The following is a 20527-nucleotide window of genomic DNA, read 5'->3' on the forward strand; positions in this document are numbered from 1 at the left end:
AAATTTTGGTACACCAGTAAGTTCAATATTTTCATAAGGGTGGTTAAATAAATTGGATGAATCATTAAAGCAATTAAGAAAACCGGCAGTTCAATTTTTAAATATATTTTCATTAATTTTTATATTTTTTTCATGTTTACAATATAATTTTGATTTGACTATAGCGAATACACCTATTTATCTAATAGTAACTACGATAATAGCAATTATAGTAAATATACTAGGGCTATTACAATTCTTAGAAAAAAAGAGACACAACCTGTAAAAAGAGCAAAGCGTTATTTAATAATTAACATATTAAGTAGTTATACTGCATATATGACATTTTATAATTTGTACTTTTTTGTAGCTGCTGAGCATCATTATTATTTGGATAACTATTGGTATTTTGGAATTATGACATTATTATTTTGTTCTACTGCTCATATACTAAGTGTATTATTAATGATGTTTACTCCTAATTGGTCAAAGGGGAATAAGATGGTAGCTATCATTATTCTGAAGGTATTAGCTTCATTAATATACATTCAAAAAATTGTAGAATATTTTACTGTTCCAAATATTGCAGAATCACATTTTATATTTTTATTATCAATACTATTTATTTTTGCGTGTAACTTTATAGTTACTCAATGTTATTTACTGTATGTAAATGTTTCTACTGACGTAGAAGATGACAAAAATAACTTAAAAAATATTTAAGATGAGATTAATGGAAAATGAAGAACCCAAATTATTATATGAAATTGAAGAATTTGCAAGAAATAATAATATGCGAAGAATCTCACCATTTTATCATATAGTAAATGAAATAGCCGAAGTGAATTGGGTCGATGTAAAAGTCAAGGTGTTGGAGGTGTCTAACACCTAATGGATATTCTACTTGTGATTATCGTGTTTGGTCTGTTTTATTTAGTTCATTTTACATCTATAATGCATTCGGGCGATCTTAAAGTATTGCCAATAATGACATATATTATAGCTATTATTTTATATTTAATATCTGTGATTCTCATAAAAGAAGAAAGTGCAAATCAGTTTGAAAACTTAATGCTCATATTAAATATAGGTGTGTTGATATATGGAATTATGGGTGTAAGGGGATTATGGTCTAAACCCTTAAAAATAAAGATTCAAGAGTTAACTAAGACACCAGATAAAATGATTACACAACAGAAATATGACAAAATTGAAAGTTTGAAAATTAATTTAGAAACAGCAAAATATAAAGGTATAATATCGTTACTGATGTCGTGTTTATTTATGATCACAATGTCAATTAAGGCATCATCACAGTATAAAGAAGATTTTGCATTTGGAAACTTTATCATACTATATATTTTTATCGTAATATTTGTTATTTACATAATCATAGATATTATTTTAAGAATAATAAAAGGACGATGGAGACTCATTTCTATAAGACCATTATTGATGTCAATATGGTTATTTATTTTCATAGTGATATTATTAATACAAAGATAGGGAAATAAATACAATGAAGAAAATATTATGATGTGCACCCCAAAAGTTGGACTAAAAATCTAACTTTATGGGGTGCATTTTTATGGTTAAACATTATAAATTTGAAATCAAGTTAAAAATAGTTCAGGAATATTTAAATAGTAGTTTAGGATATGAGAGATTAGCTAAAAAATATAACATTATCTATATTTTCTTCATTGAAATAATAGATTTGATCTTCTACAACGCCGCCCTGATAAGTACAAGCTGAGTAATCAAATATATACTGGTGATTATCTATATTTACAATGGGACCACGATTAATAATCATTAATTTTTGGGAACCTTCTCTTAGGTATACGATACTTCCTATTGTTTTTACACTATTTCGCCTGTCTTTCTATGTTTTTAATTTTGGCATGTACTTTTCTGTCAAAGATTGAAGCTATGTTCATAAACGAAAATACAAAAACAATACCTAACCAACATATATAAATCCAAATATTTTGTATATTATCAATGACCATCATATAAAATAGTCCAGTTATTAGATAAATTAAAATGAAATAATATAATACCACGAGCACCATATTTTTGAATGATGGAATTAATCTTACTTTTTGTTTATTATTTTTATTAAATGCAGGATGAGTCAACTTCTTTTTTATAGATAAACGTAATGCTATTATAGCGACAAACCCGATTAAAAACATTATCATTACCCAAATTCGACTAATATTAATATCCATGAAACCCACAACACTTCTTAATAGCACACTTATAGTGACGCCAATGCCAGCAGCCATTATACCTTGACTGTTTTGCCCCCTGTTATTAAATATATTTAAATTATTGAATTCTTGATAAGTCAACTCAGTGTATTTAATAGGAATAAACCAATTCAACATAGGGCATAGGTATGAATACCAATTTTGTTCTAAGTCGACCATTAAATAGCGATTATCTTTTTGGATAATTTTATATCTAGGATTTTTATATATAGTGTATACATTTTCCATTTAGCTTCACCAACTCCATTTCATTGGATTCGCTAATTTTTTGACATTGTTGACAGCTTTTCCAATATTTTTTTCGACTTTTTTTGCTTTATTACTAAAATAGTTGGTATCATTTTCAAACCTTTTTACAACCTCTTGAGAACTATGCTGTACCTTGTTTTTCATATATAATGCTTCCTATTGTTTCCATTTTATCTCACCTATCTTTACTTTAACTTTAGATTGATTCAAGTTTGATACGTTTATTTACTCTGATTGACTTAGCTTACTTATAATTACCTCTTCGTTGTCATATGTAATGAGGTTCATTAATGAAAACATGAAAAATATTAAGGGACTTCCTATATAAATCATAAGATTGTTTTTAACACCAAAAATAAGTCCTATCATTAATAATGAGAACAGTAGAAACATTAAATATGATCCAATTACGAAAAACATATGTTTTAACTTGGGTCTAACAATACATTTAATTATAAGAGTTTTATTTGATTTTAGTTTTAAATCCCATTTTTTTCTTAAAGATCCTCTAATAAAAACGATTACAAGTATCGTCACTATAACAATTAACGAATTAATAAATTGGTTAGAGGGTATATCCATCAAATCCATAAATGGTCTCGTTAAAGTAGCTATTAATACACCACCAGAAACACATCCTATATTTTTAGCTTGTTCTTTATTATTATTGTCGTCATATTCAATTTCATTTAATTTAGCATTTGAAGCTTCTATTAGTTCTTTTTTTAATATCCAATTCAATGGTGGGAATAAATATGCAAAGTAATTTGATTCCAAGTCAATGAGATATTTTTTCTGGTTTAGTTCAATCAATTTATATCTAGGGTTTTTATGGATTCGATACATCTTTACTTTAAATTTTTGATTATCATTTAAATCATTAACTTCCATTTTGATCCCTCACTTTTGCTTTTTTACATTTAAAATTTCTCCATTTTAACTTCTTATTTCAAACAATCTACCAACCTTGAAATAATAGATTTTATCTTCTACAACACCAACTGAGTACTTACGGGCTGAATAATCGAACATGTATTTTGACCATCAGTTTCTACAATTGGCCCTCGATTGATAATCATTAACTTTTGAGAGCCTTCTTTTAAATATATAATGCTTCCTATCGTTTCCACTTTATCCCACCTATCCTTCCTGTAATTTCTGTTTGAGCATATAACAACACATTTTGAAATAAGATAAATGATAGTACTAGCATAATGCAAAGTATATATAGTTTGATTGATTTTGAATTATAAAACCTAATACCAAAGCTATTATAAAGCTCAAAATAATATTTATTATAATGTTTTTAAATAACTCTTTAAAGTTTGGCCAGACAAAGGCGCTCATCTTATTTTTACTCATACGAATTTCAAATTTCTTTTTCTTTTTTCTATCAATAATTCCTTTTAAAATAATTAATGGAATTATTGATATTAATACTAAAATAATATTTAGTAAGAAGTTAGTAGTAAAATTCATATAATCTAAAATAGGCTTTGTTAGAGTAGCAAACAAGACACCGATACCTGTTCCTACACTCCCCAATACATTATTTTTGTTTTTATTTAGATGATTCGTTCTTATGTTAGCCAATGTATCTTTATCGATTTCAATCAAAACTTGTCTTGTAAAATAATTCAACAATGGAAATATATATGTTAATTTATTTCGATTCAAATCAATAATAAAGTATCTATTTTCATAATGGATTAGTTTAAATTTACTATTTTTTTCGACAGTTTCTATTGTTATTTTATCGATGATTAATCACATTCTTTCTAATTTAAAATAATGTTAAAAAGCTTTCATTGGATTTAAAGAATTAGTAACTGTAGTAATTGATTGATCTACTTTTTTTCTAACATGATCTGTTCCTGTTTTTAAACCGAGAAAATTATGTTTATATGCCTGTTCGGTAGCATATGTAGCTTTCGTACCTGCTGATATCGTACCTACTAAAACTAATCCTAGAGGAATTGAAGAGAGTGTAGCAGTTGCTAGTAACCTCGCTTCCACACTAGCACCCATTGTTAATCCATTATGCGCCACAGCTTCTCCAGCTGTTTTATGATCCAGTGTAATGTCTGAATAAACTCCTCCACACTTACTTGCTTTAGCAATACCGACACCACAGTCTTTAAGCGTCTTACCATTAATAGTTAGCCCAGGATTATTTTCTAGGTATTTACCATATTTCTCCAAGATTTTAGTTGTTCTATCGCACTTTGCAATATTGAAAAGATTTGATTAGTTTTACTTGAATCGTTCTTAATTTCTCCCATGGATTGATCCACATCCTTTATATAAAAATTTATTAATTATATATTTTTTAATAATTAATTATACTGTATTATTTACAGATATGTAATGGTATTTACAAATATCAAAAGTTCTGTCTCATTTATCTCTTATTGTGTGTAATTCTGTATACTGTTTCCCTAGTAATATTGACCTCTTTCGAAATCTTACTAATCGATTTATCTTCTTTTAACTTTTCTATGACTCTATGATAGACGTATCCAAGTGGGCAATGGTGTTACACTCAGAGAAGCAGGCCAAAATATTCAATGAACCTTCACACTAAATCATCAAGTGACACACACTAAAAGATAGTATGGTAAAGGGTGCTAATTATTCTAGTGAAAATTCAAATAAACTAGGAACTAGTGAGCAAGTTAGTAAAATTAGTTCAGCTGAATATAAAAAGTTAAGAAGAAAATCACCGAGTAAAAAAATAAGAGAAAATGAAGATATTAATTAATAGGTAAACCAATCCTACAATTCCGTCAAAATTTATAGATGGTAAACTACAAGCTGATTGCATAGTGTCGTTGAAGAAAATTAGTCAAATGAAAAATTAACTGTAAAAGAGAGAATCCAAATTGCAAATTTTAAAGATAATTTTATTGGATTAACTAAAACAGCGAACACTTCGAAAGGTTCAAAAACATATAAAGAGTGGACATATTATGTGAAAGAAAATATAAAAATAGATAGTACATTTCGAGAGAAAATGATAATAAAAGAACAAGAACTTGAAAAAATATACAAGCTAAAATTAATGCGATAGCGAGAGGAAGATGAAATATGGATTATTTACAATATTTAAAAAGATTTAATCAAAATATAAAAATTTTAAACGAAAAAGAACTAGAAAAGATACCACAAAGTTGGAAGTATATTTTGCTATCTAAGGATAAACTTGAGAAAGTAGTCGAATATTGGAAAGAAGTAGTGGGAAAAAATTTAAGTAATACAATTCAATATATAGAGAATCATTTAATTGATATACAATGTATAAAAGTTAATGAAGATTATTATATTTTGTATAACATTCTTACTGAAAATAAAGAAGAAGGAATATATGTAGGGAAGATACCTAATGAAAATAAAAAAATATCTTCTATATATGATAAACTGCCTGATTCACTACAAAATTTTTACTCTAATCTTCATGATGGATTTTATTATTTTGCAAGTGACTCAATGGGAATTTTGGAATTGAGTATGATTAAAAATTTAAACGAATATGATTGGGCAATTTTGGAAGAAATTGGTGAACCAGAAATAAATTTAGATACAACTTATATAATTTTTGATTCTGGTATGGGCGGATTTATTGTTGTAGATATAAATAAAGGGATAGATGACGCAACGATTTGGTTTGATGACCAAGCTCCAATGTATCAAAAAAACTTTTGGGATTTTTGTGATGAATGGATAAAAATGGGGATGGAAGAGTAAAAAAAGATTATTTAACAATTACGAATAGTCAGGAGATTTGTCGAGGTTAATCAAATAAAATTTGTGTTCGTATATTATAACGGTGGGTGAATAAAATTTACTAGCCGTTATTTTCATTTAGATACAAAAAAGCACAAATATCTTTATAATTATAAGTGACTAAACAAATAATCAAAGAAGATAATGCACCTAATGGTATAACATGGAGAAAGAATGGCAGAAGGTCTTAAACGGAGGGGGAACAATTAAAATTGAAGTGCAATATAAAGGTGGAAGTCAAAGGCCAACTCAGTTTAAAGTGAAATATGAGATGAATAATAGGAAACTTGAGAGACATATAAAAAATATATAGAGGTGAAACAATGAAATTTGAAAATAAATTAAATGAAATGTATCAACAAATCGCAAGTAAAATCAATGAAATGATTCCTGTGGAATGGGAACAAGTGTATACAATGGCCTATATAGATGATGAGGGCGGCGAAGTTTTTTTAATTTCATCCAACCCGGTAGTAACGACATACATTACTATACTACTATTCCAGATGATTATAATATTTCTGAACGAATATTTGATGAATTATCAGACGAACTTTACGAAAATTTTGAAAGCCTCCGAGAGCTATTTATAGAAAATAATCAAGAGCCATGGACATCATGTGAATTTGATTTTAATAATAAAGGTAAATTAAATGTGTCCTTTGATTATATTGATTGGAAAAAATCAGATTTTGGTCAAATTTCTAAAGAATATTATTATGAGTATAAAAAATTCGGGATTATACCTGAACTGGATTATGCAAAAAAAGAAATTAAAGACATTGAACAATTCATTAAAGAACAAGAAGAATAAAATGACGTGAAGAATGACTAAGCAATGTAAAAGTGTTTAGTTTTCTTTTGATTGCAATGTATAGCAAATTTTAATTTTATTATTAAATAAATACATATAAAACATTTTAGAGGGAAGGCAAACATCGAATATACAACACCGCATGGACATGTGTATCGCACGGATGACGAAGGTCGGATTAAAGAAGTATATGCGGAAAATTTATCACTTCAAGATGGTGGACGTAATCCATATGCGCAACGAACAGTTGGAAGAGAAGACCGTTTACCAGATGATGACGGTGATCATTTAATTGCGCACACATTTGGAGGTTCTAAAATATAGACAGTCTCGTGTCCCTAAGTAAATACATTAACTGACCATTTAAAGCGAATGGTAAATGGTATAACATGGAAAAAGAATGGCAGAAAGTCTTAAACAGAGAGGGAACAATTAAAAATATTAAAATTGAATTTGAATATAAAGATAGAAGCCAAAGACCTACAGAATTTCAAGTTGAATATGAAATTGATAATAGACAATATGAAAAACGTATTCCAAATATTTAGGAGTGAGAAAAATGGAATTTGAAAAGAAATTAAATGAAATGTATCAAGAAATTGCGAATAAAATCAGTGATATGATTCCTGTAGAGTGGGAACAGGTATTTACAAAGGCATATATAAAAGAAGAAAGCAAAGAAGTTTTTTTCTACTATACTATACCTGGTAGTGAAGACTTACATTACTATACTGCTATTCCTAAAGAGTATAATGTTTCAAAAAAAATTTTGATGAATTATTGGACGAGCTTTACGAAAATTTTGAAAGACTCAAGGAGTTATTTATAGAAAATAATCAAGAACCATGGACATCATGTGAATTTGATTTTACCAATGAAGGTAAATTAAATGTGTCCTTTGACTATATCGAATGGAAAAACTCAGGTTTTGGACCTTTAGCTAGAGAATATTATTATGAATATAAAAAATTCGGTATTTTACCAGAAAAAGAATATGCAATAAATAAAGTGAAAAAAGTAGAACAGTTCATTAAAGAACAAGAAGAAAAGTAAAATGAAGTGAAGAATGACTAAGCAACTTTTACATTGTGTAGTCATTTTTTTGATTACAAAGAATAACAAATTTTATTAATAAATAAATACATATAAAATATTTTAGAGTGAAGGCAAATATCGAATATACGACGCCGCATGGACATGTGTATCGCACGGATCACAAAGGTCGTATTAAAGAAGTATATGCGGATAATCTATCACTTCAAGATGGCGGACGTAATTCATATGCGGAACGAACAGTTGGAAGAGAATACCGGTTACCAGATGATGACGGTGATCATTTAATTGCGCGCACATTTGGAGGTTCTAAAATATAGACAATCTCGTACCCCAAAGTAAATACATCAACCGTTCATTTAAAGAGAATGGCCAATGGTATAACATGGAGAAAGAATGGCAAAAAGCAATTGACAAAGACAAAGATGTGAAAAACATTAAAGTTAAAGTGAAATATGAAGGAGAGAGTCAAAGACCAAGTGGCTTTTCAGTTATATATGAAATAGGTAGCGCAAGACACTCTAGATATATTCACAACATATAGGAGGAACAGCAATGATTTTTGAAGAACAAGTAAGTAAGTTTTATAATGAAATAGCTAATGAAGTCAGTGGTATGATACCAGATAGTTGGCAAAATATATATTTTAAAATATATATAAATGATGAAGGAAGTGAAGCTTTTTTCTTTTTCACTAAGAATAATGATAATAAAATATATTACAGTGGTGATATTCCTGAATTATATAACGTTTCATCAGACATATATATAGATTTATTGATAGAAGTCCAAGAAAAATTCAGAAAATTAAGAGCTATTTTTAAAAAAGAAAATCAAGAAGCATGGACATCATGTGAATTTAATTTTACTAATGAAGGAAAATTAAATGTATCATTTGGATATATTGATTGGAAAAAATCAGACCTTGGACAAGTTGCTAGATTTAATTATTATAGATACAAAAAATTCGGTATTTTACCAGCATTTGAATATGAAAGAGAAGAAATTAAAGAAATAGAACAGTTCATTAAAGAACAAGAAGAAAAGTAAAATGAAGTGAAGAATGACTAAGCAACTTTTACATTGCTCAGTCATTTTTTTGATTACAAAGTATAGCAAATTTTAATTTTATTATTAAATAAATACATATAAAACATTTTAGAGGGAAGGCAAACATCGAATATACAACACCGCATGGTCATGTGTATCGCACGGATCACAAAGGTCGTATTAAAGAAGTCTATGCAGTAGATTTATCATTTTAAGATGGTGGACGTAATCCATATGCGCAACGAACAGTTGGAATAGAAAAGCGTTTACTAGATGATGACGGTGATCATTTAATTGCGCGCACATTTGGAGGTTCTAAAGATATAGATAATCTCGTACCCCTAAGTAAAAACATTAACTGACCATTTAAAGCGAATGGTGAATGGTATAACATGGAAAAAGAATGGCGATTAATAATAGAAAAAGGTGGAACTATTAAAAAATAAAAATGGTAATTAGATATGACGATGTTAGTCATAGACCATGGAAGTTTGAAGTGTCTTATGAACACGATGGAAGCCTGTTAGAAAAAATAATTGAAAATAGATGGGAGATTGAATATGAACTTTGAAGATAAGCTTAATAATATTTATCAAAAAATTGCAAATAATGCCAATCAAATAATTCCAGATGAATGGAAAGATATTTTTATGGAAAGTGAAGTAACAGAAGAAGGAGGTAGTGTGTATTTCTTTTATACATTAAAAAAAGAGGAAGGTATATTTTATTCTCATGATATTCCGATAAAATTTAACGTTTCAAAGCATATTTATAAAGACATTCTAAATGAATTATACGAATGTTTTAAGGAATTGAGAAAAGAATTTAAAAAGAATAATCAAGAAGTATGGACTACATGTACATTTATTTTGAATGATGATGGGAAAGCGAATATTTCATTTGGTTATATTAATTGGTTGGATAATGATTTTACGTTAGGTACTCGAATAGATTATTTTAAATACAAGTATTTTGGAGAACTTCCAGAGCAACAACGATTAATAGACGAAGTAAAACAATTAGAACAGTTCATTAAAGAACAAGAAGAAGAGTAAAATGAAGTGAAGAATGACTAAGCAATGTAAAAGTTGCTTAGTTTTCTTTAGATTAAAAAGCATAGCAAATTTTTATTTTATTACTAATAAATACATATAAAATGTTTTATAGGGAAAGCTACTCTCGAATATACAACCCCGCATGAACATGTGTATTGAATGAATCACAAAGATTGAAGAAGTATATGTGGGAGACCTAACACCTCAAGATGGCGGACGTAATCCATATGCGCAACAAACAGTATGTTAGAAAAGGGAATACAAAATAAAGTTCAAAAAATGTCACAAAAAACTTTAAAAAAGCTAAGAAGAACAACACCATCTGTTGAAATAAGAAAAGAGATAAATAAAGACTTAAAAAATAAACTTGGGAACCTGATTCAGCAATTCCTGGAAAATTTATAACTGAAACGTTAGAGGTGGATCACATAGTTCCTTTAAAGAAAATAACTAAAATGGATAACATTGAAAAATTAAGTTACGATGAAATACAACAAAAAATTAATAAATTAACGAAAGGAAGATAAAAATGGGGTACTTAGGAGAATTTCAACAATTTGATCCCACATTTGTTTACGTAGAAAATTATGAGAAAGCTAATATACCAGACAAGTGGAAAAGAGTACTTTCAACTAAAGATAAAACACAAAAAGTCAATTTAACTATTGATATATGGAAAAATGGATTTAGCAAAAAATTATCAAATGTATTGAATTATATGTCTAGAAATTTAATAGATTGTGAATTGATAAAAAATAAAGACCAGTATTATATTGTATATATTTTACAACACCCTACTAGTGAGACTATTTATTATCTAGGAGGACTAGATAGCAATAATACAAATTTAGAAATGTTACCTAATGATTTAAAGGAATTTTATCAAGAAGTTCATAATGGATTTTACTTCTTTCCTGGGAATTTTATGGGGGTGCAAGAAATTAAAGATGTTAACGTAATGAGTGAATATGATTGGGGTGTCATCTCAGATTTAGACATTCATATAGATTTTAATTTAGATGATTATATCATTGTTTTTGCTACAGGAATGGGTGGATACATAATTGTAAAAGCATATAATGAGCATTCTAATGCTATTATCTGGTTTGATGATGACGAACCAATATATGACGAAAATATATGGGATATATTAGATGAATGGTTATATTTAGGGTTTACAGAATGATTAATATGCTTATAAATTAGCTTTTACTTCTTAATGTTATAAATATGAAGAAAATGGTAATTTCTATCTTATTTCAATAGAAATTACCATTTTTTCTTTAATCCAGATGTTCATGTCCCGGACTCATTAGTATATTTATAGATGATTATAAATTGTATCGTCAACGATTACTTCTACATTTGGGTGGTTGTGTAGGATTGAAGCGGGCAGATTTTCTGAAACTTCTTCATTTAATAGTCGTTTAATCGCATCACGTTTACGTTCGCCAAATGCTAGTAAAATAATACGTTTAGCGCGCATAATAGAGTTCAATCCCATAGATACGGCTTGTTTAGGTACGTCTTCGATATTGTCGAAATTGACGCTATTGGCTTTAATTGTGGATTCAGTTAAATCAACCACGCGTGTTTCACTATCGAAAGATGTTCCTGGCTCGTTAAAACCGATATGGCCATTTTCCCCAATCCCTAATAATTGAAGGTCTGGTTGGCCGATGCGTTTTAAATGGTCTTCATAACGTTGTGCTTCTGCATCTAAATCATCCACATGGCCTTGAGGAATATGAATATTTGAAGTTTGCCAGCTCTCGTTGTGATCAAATAAGCGTTGATGCATATACGTGTAATAACTTTGTGAATGCTCTGGTTCTAAGCCAACGTATTCATCTAAATTGAATGTTTGAACCTGACTTAAATCGGTATGGTTTACGTTCAGTAATTCAGAAAATCGTGGATACACTTCTGTCATAGTGTTACCAGTAGCTAATCCTAAAATTGTCTTAGGTTGCGCTTGAATCAATTTTAAACATTCTATAGCGACATAATCACTCGCTAGTGATTTATCTTTCAAGTTGATTAGTTTCATAGCTTTAACGCCTCCATCCTCATACTACATTATTCAGATTGAATAGCTTCAATAAAACGTTCAGTAATTTGTTTAGGACGCGTGATAGCTCCTCCCACAACGGTACAATGAACGCCAAGGTCACTGACTTGCTTGAACATTTCAGGAGTGATGACATTTCCTTCTGCAATCACTTTCGCATTCACTTTCTGTAATATTTCTTTTAAAAATTCAAAGTCATTCTCATAAAGAATGTGGCCCTTTGTATATGAAGTATACCCACGTAATGTTGTGCCAATGTAATCAAAGTTTAAATTATCAGCTTGAATGGCTTCTTCCACGGTAGAAATATCAGCCATAATTTCAACATTTGGTGCTTTTTCACGGATATATTTAACTAAACCTTCTAATGATTCCTGAGGGCGTGTTTGTGTCGTTGCATCTAACGCAATCACTTCGCAGCCACTTTCAATCAGTTCATCTACTTCTTTAGAGGTAGCAGTAATAAAGACATTAGAATTGTCATAATTCCGTTTAACGATACCAATCACTGGTAGGGATACTTCTTCACGTATCGCTAAAATATCTTCTTTTGAATTAGCGCGTATACCTACTGCACCGCCTTGGTAAGCAGCTAACGCTATTTTTGACATAATAAATGATGAATGTAGTGGCTCATCTTCTAAAGCTTGGCATGAAACAATTAATCCTTGCGGTAACATATCGACACTCTCCATATTCTTTGAATTTGTAAATAGTTCATTACCTCGTAGCACATATTCTAATTAAGATCGAAGAGTTACTACGTTGGTAGAAATGGTTGTAGTTTAATTTATTCATTCATATCATAACATCAAGAAAATATTTATCAATTTAAATTTATAATTTGAAAAATATTTTCATTTATATTAAAGTTGAAGTCATCAAATACCGAGGTGAGAAGATGAAATTTGAAAATCGTATTCAGCGTTGCCGTCATTTATTAACGAAAATGGATAAAAAAATTATTGAGTACATTCAAACACATGAATTAGATGATAATTTTTCTACAATTAGTTCATTAGCCCATGCGATAGGTACATCACCTGCAACCATAACGCGCTTTAGTGACAAGTTGAATTATGATAATTTTCAAGATATGAAATTTAGTCTGCAACATGAAAAGTCAGAAAAAGTAGTTGAAAATGCGCCACTTGTTCAACTAATCCATCGCTATCACCAAAATATTATTCAACAAACGGGCGAATTTATTTCCGAGGAAAAGGTTAAAAGGCTAGCACATAATTTAAAGACATGTCGACAAGTTAACTTTGCCGGCTTAGGGAGTTCGGGTTTAACCGCGACTGAATTCTACTATCGCACGATGCGAATGGGCGTTAAAGGTTCTGTATCTACCGATGCCCATCTGATGAAAATTTCTGCATCACTATTATCGGGACAAGATATGTTTGTCGCCATTTCAAATAGTGGAGAAACGATAGAATTAATTGAAGCGACTAAAATTGCCCGAGCTCAAGGTGCTTATGTAGTGGTAATTACCAACTTCGAGGGTAGTGCATTAACTAAAAATGCAGACTTAGTATTAATAACGACGGCACAATCCAGTAACAATGATTCAAGATTCATTAACTCACAAATCGCCACGCATTTCTTATTAGATATTGTAAGCTATCTATTACTAGGGGATGCGCATATGCATCAAGTGTATCAACAAACGCGTGATCTTATCTTAGGCAATGAAAAAGAATAGATATATAAAAGTTGGGACATGGAAGAGTTATGGAATGAGCAACCGAGTAATGAGATGCTCGAATCCTTATCAACCATGTTCCAACTTATTTATTGTTGTATCGCACCAAATAGGGCAGCGTGATTTTCAAGTTGAGTAGTTTGAAGTCGCGCGATGCCGTAATCATTTGGCAGATAGTTATGAATCTTAGGCTCAATATATTTTAAAAGTGTGTTGCCTTGTGATGAAATGCCTCCGCCGATTAAAATGAGCCCTGGATCATAGACGATTTGAATTTGTGCTAAACCTTCTGCTACCAAGTCGCTCCATTCATGTAAAATGTCTAATGCTTCTTGATTGCCATCTTCAGCTAATTCAAATAGTTTTGGCACATCCGTGTCATATTCAAACTTTCTCTTTAACATCAAATTTTTCAATGCCGAAGTCGATGCGCGTTGTTCAAAGGTTGTTTCGTCCGATGCGCGATATAGTAGATAGCCTATTTCATTTGCGCGATGGCGTGCACCTTGATAAATCCCAACGCTCGTACTATAGAACGCGCCTCCAATGCCTGTTCCTAGTGTTAAACAAAAAATATTATCTTCTTTATATTCATGAAAAGTAAGTTCTCCTAATAAGGCAGCGTCTACATCGTTATATAAAGTGATTTCTGAAGACAAGTCACTAAAGGCTTCGAAAAAGTTAGTACCGTCAAAATTTGGAATAGTCGGTCCAGTATAGATGATTTGGCCTAATTCTGAATTCACCACGCCTGCGCTTGATATGCCGATGTGTGGATTTTCCAAACTATATTTTTGAATGAACATTTCAATTAATTGATGTGTTTCATCTACGATTAATACATTAGTGTTATCTGGCGTTGCAATTTTTTGATAATCAACAATCTCCAAATTATCGTCAATTACGGCCACTTTAATATTTGTTCCTCCAATATCCACTGCAATTTTATACATGTCGAGTCCCTCCTCATTTCACATTTATTATAAACACTCTCTACACTTACATATATTTTAATATTTAATTTTGAAAATAATTTTCATTAAATTTAGTATATTTTGTTAAAACTTTTCAAAAGTAGTTGTTTAACAAAATGATAGCGTTTACAATTCGAAATGTAAATAGGAATTGTTGTTGTTCAATTTATCTCAAAAATTATAAAAGTGAGTTTTCATAAAATAAATAAACGGAGGAATACAACGTGGAAGATAAATTAAAAGGCTTATATGCAGCGTTATTAGTGCCATTCGATGAACAAGGCCAAGTGAAAGAAGAAGGATTAAAACAAATTGCTAAGAATGCGATTGAAACTGAAAAACTAGATGGCCTATATGTGAATGGAAGTTCTGGTGAAAACTTTTTAATTAGTAAAGAACAGAAGAAACAAATCTTTAGAGTAGTTAAAGAAACAGTAGGCGACCAAACTAATTTAATCGCTCAAATCGGATCATTAGATTTAAATGAAGCGATAGAGTTAGGGAAATACGCAACAGAATTAGGATATGATGCGTTGTCAGCCGTGACACCATTCTATTATCCATTCTCATTTGAAGAAATAAAACAATACTATTTCGACATTATTGAAGCGACTCAAAATAACATGATTATCTATGCCATCCCAGACTTAACGGGAGTAAATATTAGCATCGAACAGTTTGGCGAACTCTTTAACCATGAAAAGGTTGTAGGGGTGAAATACACTGCACCTAATTTCTTCTTATTAGAACGTATTAGAAAAGCGTATCCAGACAAATTAATTTTATCTGGCTTTGACGAAATGTTAGTACAAGCAGCAATTTCTGGTGTCGATGGTGCTATTGGATCAACATACAACGTGAATGGCCGTCGTGCACGTCAAATTTTTGATTTAGCGCGTGAAGGTAAGATTGAGGACGCGTATCGACTTCAACATGAAACCAACGACATCATTGAAACCGTACTAGGTATGGGCATTTACTCAACATTAAAAGAAATATTGAAATCACGTGGTATCGATGGCGGTTTACCTAAACGCCCATTTACACCATTTAATGAAGCTAACCGTGAAACTTTAGACAACTTAATTAAAAAATACGACTTATAGATATTAAAGAAATCAAACAACAGAATATGTAAAACAAGAGGTGTTAGTTATGCAACAAGTAGGTTTTGGGACTTGGAACTGGATTGCCGTCATTGGATATCTCGTAATTATGTTAATCATCGGTGCTTACTTTACGAAGCGAGCGGGGAAAGATACGGATAGTTTTTTCACTGCGAGCGGGCGTCTGCCTTCGTGGGCCATTGGATTCTCAATTTATGCCACTACGTTAAGTGCTATCACATTTATGTCTACACCAGAAAAAGCATTTTTAACTGACTGGGCATACATTGCTGGAAATATTGCGATTGTGGCAATTATTCCAATCTTAATTGCGTTCTATGTACCATTCTTTAAAAAGCTACGTGTTACGTCAGCATATGAATATTTAGAAGCTAGATTTGGACCAAGTATTCGAGTTATTGGGTCGTTATTATTTGTTATTTTCCACTTAGGACGTATCGCGATTGTTATTTATTTACCAACATTAGCAATCACAGCTGTGTCAGATATTAATCCATATATCGTCGCAAGTTTAGTCGGTATTTTATGTATTCTTTATACTTTCTTAGGCGGCTTTGAAGGCGTGGTATGGAGTGACTTTATTCAAGGTGTAATCTTACTTGGAGGCGCGTTATTAATTATTATTATTGGTGCTTTTGAAATTAAAGGTGGCTTTGGCACAATCGTTAGTGATGCCATTGCAAACAAAAAGATTATTAGCGCCGACAATTGGAAGTTAAATTCAGCTGCTGCAGCGATTCCAATTATTTTCCTGGGAAATATCTTTAATAACTTACATCAATATACAGCTAGTCAGGACGTCGTTCAACGTTACCAAGCGTCAGATTCATTGAGTGAAACTAAAAAATCACTTTGGACAAACGGGGTGTTAGCGTTAGTGTCTGCGCCTATCTTCTATGGCATGGGGACGATGATGTACTCATTCTATCAACATGAACAAGCATTACCTAAAGGTTTTAACACATCATCAGTTGTACCGTACTTCATTCTTACTCAGATGCCTCCATTTGTAGGCGGTTTACTTATCGCAGCTATTTTCGCAGCTGCACAATCTACTATTTCATCTAGCTTAAACTCAATTTCAGCCTGTATTTCAGAAGATATTAAACACCGCTTCTTTGGAAAAGGGGCCGACAAGTCTGAAGTTAACTTTGCTAGATTAGTTATCGTCGTAGCAGGACTATTAAGTTATGGTATTTCAATCTACCTAATTGCCGCAGATTCTAATAATCTATGGGATTTATTCTTACTTATCACAGGATTATTTGGTGTACCATTAGCTGGTATCTTTGCGGTAGGTATCTTTACGAAACGTGCCAATACATTTGGCGTGTTAGTAGGTTTAATTGCGGGTGTCATTATTGCGTATCTATTAAATGGTATCGGTGGAGGTAACTCACCATTCTACGTTTCAATTATTTCATTCGCAGTTGCTTTCATCTTCGGTTACTTAGTAAGTTTAGTTGTACCGGCGAATAAATCAAAAGACATTACTGGTCTTACAATTTACGATAAAAATAAAGCATCAACCTATATTTCAAAAGTAGTAAATAAAAAATAAAATGGAAGTAAGCGTTATATATACTTCGTATTATCATAATATTTTACGTTAAATAATAGAAGGGGTTGGGAATTTGTTTCCTAACCTCTTCATTTTTGTGCGAAGGACTGTGCTAAGATAATGAATGAATACTATTTCAATTAAGTCGGGAGAATGACAATGAAACTTTTGAAAATTATAGGTATGTTGATGTTAGCTATCGTAATTATGGGACTAGCTAACGGAATTGCTTCGCTATTTGATGCGCTTATTCCATTTCTAGGATTAGGAGTTATAGTAATGGCCATCGTTTATATCGCTTTAGCCTTCGTGATCGTCCGCTTTTTTATTAAAAAAATATTGAAAGAGAATTTAATATCTTATCGTATTACACCCCCAAGAATTCAAACAAAATTCATCTTACTAGGGTTAGGGTTATCTGTCTTTGTATATGCTATTTATTTAATATTTGTACCTGGAGACTTTAAAGTGCATCACTTTAATTCTATCCATGAGACCTTACACATACTTTTTTGGCCGATTTTCGTACAAGCCATAGCTGGAGCGTTTGTGGAAGAACTCGTATGTAGAGGACTTTTAATGGGATATATCGAGAAGAAAACAAATATTAAAGTAGCTATCTTATCTACGGCTATATTCTTTGCGGTGATTCACTTGTTTAACGGTGGCTTAAATATAAGTAGCTTTTTCTTGTTACTTATTAGCGGTTCATTAGTAGGGATTATGTTTGGTCTAGCAACCTATAAAGCAAATACAATATGGGCCAGTATCACGTTACATTTCTTTTGGAATATTTTCCAGGTTTTACATATTACTGAAAAGCAAAGCCATTACAATATTTGGGAATATGTGGTTCGTAACCATAATATGGCTATTACAGGTGGACAATTCGGTTATGAAGTTTCATTGATATCGATTATAGGTTATTTAATTGTGATATTTATTTTGCTAAAACAACCTAAAGTTATGATTACAAAGCGAGTTTTTAAATAACCAGAAAGTTCGATATACTCAAAGTGCAAGCTCTTAAAAAGATAAAAGGAGATTTGATATGAAAAAGCTAATCGTTTTATTATCAACATTTGCTTTATCCGTAGCACTTGTAGGTTGTTCATCGTCAAAAAGTGAAAGCAACACGAAAGATAACGTTTCTGACAGTAAGGATACTCAACAGAGTTCAAAACATAACGCAAAAGTACCGAAACACATTTTCGATAAAACAACAACAAACCAAACGATTCCGGAAAAAACTATCAAAGAAGATATTAAGACATATTTAGATACTGATAGGAAGTTGAACGATGCGCAAGAACCTTATCGAGATAAACTTTATTCAGAGGAGAAACTTTCTAAAAAACAACAAAAAAAATATGATCATATTAAGGATTTAAAGGATCAAAATAATGAAAATTTCGCGCAATACATAGAAAATAATAAGATGCCAGATAAAAAGTATGCGACGTATACTAAAAAAATCAGTAACTATACGATTGCAGTTACAAATACTTTAAAATTAGGCTTAGACGCTTCTAAGAAAGCACAAGAATCTGGCGTTTTATCAGAGTTGAAAGATTTTAACAAAAATAAAGATGTGGTAAATGGACGCGAACAAGAAAAAATTGAAAAGTTCTTAAAAGATAAAAATATTAAAACCATTGCTTATGATGAATAAATAATACCTTAAATAAAAGTGGCTATTTCTATTTGAAATTAGATAGAAATACCACTTTTATATTGCACTAGTTTTTTAAGAAACCTTTAAGGTTGGATTGAACAAAAGTTTGTTAAGTTATTAATAGGAGGTGCGTTCATTTTAGCTATCCTATTATTAAACATTTTCAACTTAACCAAATAATAAAACAAAATAACTCACTAGCATAATGACGCCTGTCACACCGTTATGAATCATGTGAACCATCATGCTATCTCGCACATTACCACGACGATGATAAGCAAGGTAGAAAATCATGCCCATGAGAGTGTACATAATAATTGCCACCCAGTTGGATAGACCATGTTGAGATGCAAAAATTAATGAAGACAGAATAAAAGGCAACCAAAAGCGGGAACGTTTAAATAAAGTTTCTTTAAAGATGCCACGATAAATAAGTTCTTCTAAATAAGGCGCAACGAAAATTATAACGATGACGAAGACAACAAATGGGAAAATTTGGCCTAATTGGTCAGGTGTCGGTTTATTCGCATTCATGTCGCCGAGTAAGAATTTATCATTTTGCGTTTGCATAGAACCTGTCGCAAACAACATTAAATAGCTCATCCCGATAACGATTAAACGAAGTAATACGGCCCAACCAATATTAGTCATAATATCTTTGCCTTTGAATTTTGAAGGATGCTCGTATGTATGACGTTTGTAATAGCTTCTTACAAACCATGTGATAACTGCTGTTAATATGAGAAAGATGAGAGTAGTAATCGTACCGGTTAATAGGTCCATGTAGAGAGAAAAGCTGTAAATAAAGAGTATGGTAACTAAAGGTATTTGTGCGAGGAGGAGCCAACCGATAAAGATAAGTGCTCTGACAAATTTATTACCTTTCGGATAGCGCTCTTCATTATGTAAGTCATCTTCCTTAGCTTGGTGTTCATTGGAAGAAACGGGTGTAGCGGAGTGTGTATTCATATTTTCATGTTCTTTCATGTTAAACCCACCTTTATTTAATATTGTGAAACTTGAAAACGAATACTTCTTTTTAAATGTAACATATATTTTACACGAACTACAATGTTAGCTAAGGATTAAGTTATGAGTTATTTGAATTTTGAACAAATCTATTTATTACGCTATATCACGAAGGAGGAATAT

Annotated in this window: 22 protein-coding genes and 8 pseudogenes; 18 read left to right on the forward strand and 12 right to left on the reverse strand. The window is 30.9% G+C overall.

Annotated elements, in window-relative coordinates:
• The first annotated feature begins 52 nt into the window (after positions 1 to 52).
• From HS848_RS12915 to HS848_RS06850, 4 genes are read left to right on the forward strand one after another with little or no spacing between them, the layout of a single operon-like run.
• Entirely contained in the window at positions 53 to 265 is a 213-nt protein-coding gene (locus HS848_RS12915; RefSeq protein WP_332871286.1) for a DUF5079 family protein, read from the forward strand.
• A 29-nt stretch (positions 266 to 294) separates the two neighbouring features.
• Entirely contained in the window at positions 295 to 702 is a 408-nt protein-coding gene (locus tag HS848_RS12920) for a DUF5079 family protein (protein WP_332871292.1), read from the forward strand.
• A 10-nt stretch (positions 703 to 712) separates the two neighbouring features.
• Positions 713 to 871, forward strand: a complete 159-nt coding sequence (locus tag HS848_RS12820) for a DUF5085 family protein (RefSeq protein WP_269814426.1) — start codon at positions 713 to 715, stop codon at positions 869 to 871.
• Positions 871 to 1485, forward strand: a complete 615-nt coding sequence (locus HS848_RS06850) for a DUF5080 family protein (RefSeq protein ID WP_198611734.1) — start codon at positions 871 to 873, stop codon at positions 1483 to 1485. Before HS848_RS12820 ends, HS848_RS06850 begins: the two co-directional genes overlap by 1 nt.
• A gap of 169 nt (positions 1486 to 1654) precedes the next feature.
• Here the strand turns inward: HS848_RS06850 and HS848_RS06855 are convergent.
• From HS848_RS06855 to HS848_RS06890, 8 genes and pseudogenes are all read right to left on the reverse strand, one after another.
• Positions 1655 to 1837 (reverse strand): annotated as a pseudogene (locus tag HS848_RS06855) (DUF4176 domain-containing protein); the annotation flags it as partial.
• Positions 1838 to 1847: 10 nt separating this feature from the next.
• A complete protein-coding gene (locus HS848_RS06860; protein WP_198611736.1) occupies positions 1848 to 2483 on the reverse strand; it encodes a DUF443 family protein in 636 nt (211 codons plus the stop codon).
• Between the two features lie 6 nt (positions 2484 to 2489).
• Positions 2490 to 2648: a hypothetical protein gene (locus tag HS848_RS06865; protein WP_198611737.1), complete on the reverse strand. Its 159-nt coding sequence runs from the start codon at positions 2646 to 2648 to the stop codon at positions 2490 to 2492.
• 81 nt (positions 2649 to 2729) lie between these two features.
• Positions 2730 to 3395: a DUF443 family protein gene (locus HS848_RS06870; protein ID WP_198611738.1), complete on the reverse strand. Its 666-nt coding sequence runs from the start codon at positions 3393 to 3395 to the stop codon at positions 2730 to 2732.
• 78 nt (positions 3396 to 3473) lie between these two features.
• Positions 3474 to 3634: pseudogene (locus HS848_RS06875) on the reverse strand (DUF4176 domain-containing protein); the annotation flags it as partial.
• Between the two features lie 76 nt (positions 3635 to 3710).
• Complete coding sequence (locus HS848_RS06880) at positions 3711 to 4268, reverse strand: preprotein translocase subunit SecE (protein WP_332871293.1); 558 nt, start codon at positions 4266 to 4268, stop codon at positions 3711 to 3713.
• 30 nt (positions 4269 to 4298) lie between these two features.
• Entirely contained in the window at positions 4299 to 4706 is a 408-nt protein-coding gene (locus HS848_RS06885; protein ID WP_232806117.1) for a hypothetical protein, read from the reverse strand.
• Between the two features lie 199 nt (positions 4707 to 4905).
• Positions 4906 to 5019 (reverse strand): annotated as a pseudogene (locus HS848_RS06890) (helix-turn-helix domain-containing protein); the annotation flags it as partial.
• 572 nt (positions 5020 to 5591) lie between these two features.
• Between HS848_RS06890 and HS848_RS06895 the strand changes: the two are divergent.
• The 9 genes and pseudogenes from HS848_RS06895 to HS848_RS06935 all read left to right on the forward strand — a co-directional run bounded on the left by HS848_RS06895 (position 5592) and on the right by HS848_RS06935 (position 11445).
• Positions 5592 to 6248, forward strand: a complete 657-nt coding sequence (locus HS848_RS06895) for an SMI1/KNR4 family protein (protein ID WP_198611739.1) — start codon at positions 5592 to 5594, stop codon at positions 6246 to 6248.
• A gap of 362 nt (positions 6249 to 6610) precedes the next feature.
• Positions 6611 to 7101: pseudogene (locus HS848_RS06900) on the forward strand (TIGR01741 family protein).
• Positions 7102 to 7215: 114 nt separating this feature from the next.
• Positions 7216 to 7649 (forward strand): annotated as a pseudogene (locus HS848_RS06905) (DNA/RNA non-specific endonuclease); the annotation flags it as partial.
• Positions 7650 to 7660: 11 nt separating this feature from the next.
• Positions 7661 to 8154: pseudogene (locus HS848_RS06910) on the forward strand (TIGR01741 family protein).
• Positions 8155 to 8258: 104 nt separating this feature from the next.
• A pseudogene (locus HS848_RS06915) lies at positions 8259 to 8698 on the forward strand (DNA/RNA non-specific endonuclease); the annotation flags it as partial.
• Positions 8699 to 8709: 11 nt separating this feature from the next.
• Entirely contained in the window at positions 8710 to 9204 is a 495-nt protein-coding gene (locus HS848_RS06920; RefSeq protein WP_198611740.1) for a TIGR01741 family protein, read from the forward strand.
• Between the two features lie 116 nt (positions 9205 to 9320).
• Positions 9321 to 9775, forward strand: a pseudogene (locus HS848_RS06925) (DNA/RNA non-specific endonuclease); the annotation flags it as partial.
• Positions 9765 to 10259 (forward strand): immunity protein YezG family protein, encoded by a 495-nt coding sequence (locus HS848_RS06930; protein WP_198611741.1) that lies wholly within the window; start codon positions 9765 to 9767, stop codon positions 10257 to 10259. The pseudogene HS848_RS06925 and the gene HS848_RS06930, both read left to right, overlap by 11 nt.
• 529 nt (positions 10260 to 10788) lie before the next feature.
• On the forward strand, positions 10789 to 11445 hold the full coding sequence (locus HS848_RS06935; RefSeq protein WP_198611742.1) for an SMI1/KNR4 family protein: 657 nt from the start codon (positions 10789 to 10791) through the stop codon (positions 11443 to 11445).
• 135 nt (positions 11446 to 11580) lie between these two features.
• On the opposite strand, the gene nagB is transcribed toward HS848_RS06935, so the two are convergent.
• On the reverse strand, positions 11581 to 12309 hold the full coding sequence (gene nagB / locus HS848_RS06940) for a glucosamine-6-phosphate deaminase (RefSeq protein WP_198611743.1): 729 nt from the start codon (positions 12307 to 12309) through the stop codon (positions 11581 to 11583).
• Between the two features lie 29 nt (positions 12310 to 12338).
• Complete coding sequence (locus tag HS848_RS06945; protein WP_198612165.1) at positions 12339 to 13025, reverse strand: N-acetylmannosamine-6-phosphate 2-epimerase; 687 nt, start codon at positions 13023 to 13025, stop codon at positions 12339 to 12341.
• A gap of 206 nt (positions 13026 to 13231) precedes the next feature.
• Between HS848_RS06945 and HS848_RS06950 the strand changes: the two genes are divergently transcribed.
• Positions 13232 to 14038: a MurR/RpiR family transcriptional regulator gene (locus HS848_RS06950; protein WP_107507247.1), complete on the forward strand. Its 807-nt coding sequence runs from the start codon at positions 13232 to 13234 to the stop codon at positions 14036 to 14038.
• Positions 14039 to 14127: 89 nt separating this feature from the next.
• Here HS848_RS06950 and HS848_RS06955 read toward each other — a convergent pair whose 3' ends face one another.
• A complete protein-coding gene (locus HS848_RS06955; RefSeq protein WP_198611744.1) occupies positions 14128 to 14991 on the reverse strand; it encodes an ROK family protein in 864 nt (287 codons plus the stop codon).
• 245 nt (positions 14992 to 15236) lie between these two features.
• Between HS848_RS06955 and HS848_RS06960 the strand changes: the two genes are divergently transcribed.
• From HS848_RS06960 to HS848_RS06975, 4 genes are all read left to right on the forward strand, one after another.
• Complete coding sequence (locus HS848_RS06960; protein ID WP_198611745.1) at positions 15237 to 16118, forward strand: N-acetylneuraminate lyase; 882 nt, start codon at positions 15237 to 15239, stop codon at positions 16116 to 16118.
• Positions 16119 to 16167: 49 nt separating this feature from the next.
• Positions 16168 to 17700, forward strand: a complete 1533-nt coding sequence (locus HS848_RS06965) for a sodium:solute symporter (protein WP_107507250.1) — start codon at positions 16168 to 16170, stop codon at positions 17698 to 17700.
• A 159-nt stretch (positions 17701 to 17859) separates the two neighbouring features.
• Complete coding sequence (locus tag HS848_RS06970; protein ID WP_198611746.1) at positions 17860 to 18693, forward strand: CPBP family intramembrane glutamic endopeptidase; 834 nt, start codon at positions 17860 to 17862, stop codon at positions 18691 to 18693.
• Between the two features lie 58 nt (positions 18694 to 18751).
• Positions 18752 to 19372 carry an NDxxF motif lipoprotein gene (locus HS848_RS06975; protein WP_198611747.1) on the forward strand — a complete coding sequence of 207 codons (621 nt, stop codon included), beginning with the start codon at positions 18752 to 18754 and terminating at the stop codon, positions 19370 to 19372.
• Positions 19373 to 19543: 171 nt separating this feature from the next.
• Here the strand turns inward: HS848_RS06975 and HS848_RS06980 are convergent, their stop codons facing one another.
• A complete protein-coding gene (locus HS848_RS06980) occupies positions 19544 to 20362 on the reverse strand; it encodes a CPBP family intramembrane glutamic endopeptidase (protein WP_198611748.1) in 819 nt (272 codons plus the stop codon).
• Positions 20363 to 20527 lie beyond the last annotated feature (165 nt).

It is taken from the genome of Staphylococcus caledonicus, from assembly GCF_016238465.1.
Taxonomy (GTDB): domain Bacteria; phylum Bacillota; class Bacilli; order Staphylococcales; family Staphylococcaceae; genus Staphylococcus; species Staphylococcus caledonicus.

Excerpts from the sequence above, each read along its gene's own strand:
- HS848_RS12820 (WP_269814426.1), top strand. The coding sequence starts at position 713 with ATGGAAAATGAAGAACCCAAATTATTATATGAAATTGAAGAATTTGCA.
- HS848_RS06850 (WP_198611734.1), top strand. The coding sequence starts at position 871 with ATGGATATTCTACTTGTGATTATCGTGTTTGGTCTGTTTTATTTAGTT.
- HS848_RS06860 (WP_198611736.1), bottom strand. The coding sequence starts at position 2,483 with ATGGAAAATGTATACACTATATATAAAAATCCTAGATATAAAATTATC.
- HS848_RS06865 (WP_198611737.1), bottom strand. The coding sequence starts at position 2,648 with ATGAAAAACAAGGTACAGCATAGTTCTCAAGAGGTTGTAAAAAGGTTT.
- HS848_RS06870 (WP_198611738.1), bottom strand. The coding sequence starts at position 3,395 with ATGGAAGTTAATGATTTAAATGATAATCAAAAATTTAAAGTAAAGATG.
- HS848_RS06895 (WP_198611739.1), top strand. The coding sequence starts at position 5,592 with ATGGATTATTTACAATATTTAAAAAGATTTAATCAAAATATAAAAATT.
- HS848_RS06920 (WP_198611740.1), top strand. The coding sequence starts at position 8,710 with ATGATTTTTGAAGAACAAGTAAGTAAGTTTTATAATGAAATAGCTAAT.
- HS848_RS06930 (WP_198611741.1), top strand. The coding sequence starts at position 9,765 with ATGAACTTTGAAGATAAGCTTAATAATATTTATCAAAAAATTGCAAAT.
- HS848_RS06935 (WP_198611742.1), top strand. The coding sequence starts at position 10,789 with ATGGGGTACTTAGGAGAATTTCAACAATTTGATCCCACATTTGTTTAC.
- nagB (WP_198611743.1), bottom strand. The coding sequence starts at position 12,309 with ATGAAACTAATCAACTTGAAAGATAAATCACTAGCGAGTGATTATGTC.
- HS848_RS06945 (WP_198612165.1), bottom strand. The coding sequence starts at position 13,025 with ATGGAGAGTGTCGATATGTTACCGCAAGGATTAATTGTTTCATGCCAA.
- HS848_RS06950 (WP_107507247.1), top strand. The coding sequence starts at position 13,232 with ATGAAATTTGAAAATCGTATTCAGCGTTGCCGTCATTTATTAACGAAA.
- HS848_RS06955 (WP_198611744.1), bottom strand. The coding sequence starts at position 14,991 with ATGTATAAAATTGCAGTGGATATTGGAGGAACAAATATTAAAGTGGCC.
- HS848_RS06965 (WP_107507250.1), top strand. The coding sequence starts at position 16,168 with ATGCAACAAGTAGGTTTTGGGACTTGGAACTGGATTGCCGTCATTGGA.
- HS848_RS06970 (WP_198611746.1), top strand. The coding sequence starts at position 17,860 with ATGAAACTTTTGAAAATTATAGGTATGTTGATGTTAGCTATCGTAATT.
- HS848_RS06975 (WP_198611747.1), top strand. The coding sequence starts at position 18,752 with ATGAAAAAGCTAATCGTTTTATTATCAACATTTGCTTTATCCGTAGCA.
- HS848_RS06980 (WP_198611748.1), bottom strand. The coding sequence starts at position 20,362 with ATGAAAGAACATGAAAATATGAATACACACTCCGCTACACCCGTTTCT.